The 603-nt window shown below is 53.6% G+C and carries 1 protein-coding gene; it reads left to right on the forward strand.

Going from position 1 to position 603, the window contains the following annotated elements; all coding sequences use genetic code 11:
• A partial coding sequence (locus tag ASC50_RS03305; RefSeq protein WP_158648355.1) for a YDG domain-containing protein occupies window positions 1–603 on the forward strand: 603 nt, incomplete at both ends.

Below are 603 nucleotides of genomic sequence, written 5' to 3' on the forward strand. Positions count from 1 at the left end.
CGCTCGGCGGCACGGAAAAAGACAATTATGAGTTGATGGCTCAGCCGGCTGATGTCGTAGCCACCGCCGCGATTACACCCAAGCCGGTTACGCTCACAGGTTTTTCAGTCGATAGCAGAACTTACGATGGCACTACGAACGCTACCTTTAGCGGTACGGGCAATGTCGTTGGCATAGTTGAGGATGTCGGCGATGTGGTAACTGTGGAAAAAGGCACAGCGGCTTTTGCCGATAAAAATGCAGGACCGGACAAACCGGTCATATTTGACGGCTTCGCGCTCGCCGGTGCGCACAAAGATAATTACGAATTGGCAGCACAGCCTGTCGCTACGGCAACAATCACCCCTTTGCCTGTCGTGGTCACGCCGAACGATAATCTGAGTAAAACTTACAACACCGCCGACCCGCCGCTGACTTACACTTACAGTCCGGATCTGCTCGATGAGGAGGACCATTTTAGCGGCGTGCTCTCCCGCACCTCCAACGAAAAACCGGGGACGTATCCCATCAATCAAGGCTCACTGACTGCCGGCGGCAACTACGCTATCAGCATTGCAAATAAAGTCTTCACCATCATCCCGAAGAGCATTACCGCTTCAACGG

Source organism: Candidatus Symbiothrix dinenymphae, assembly GCF_001431085.1.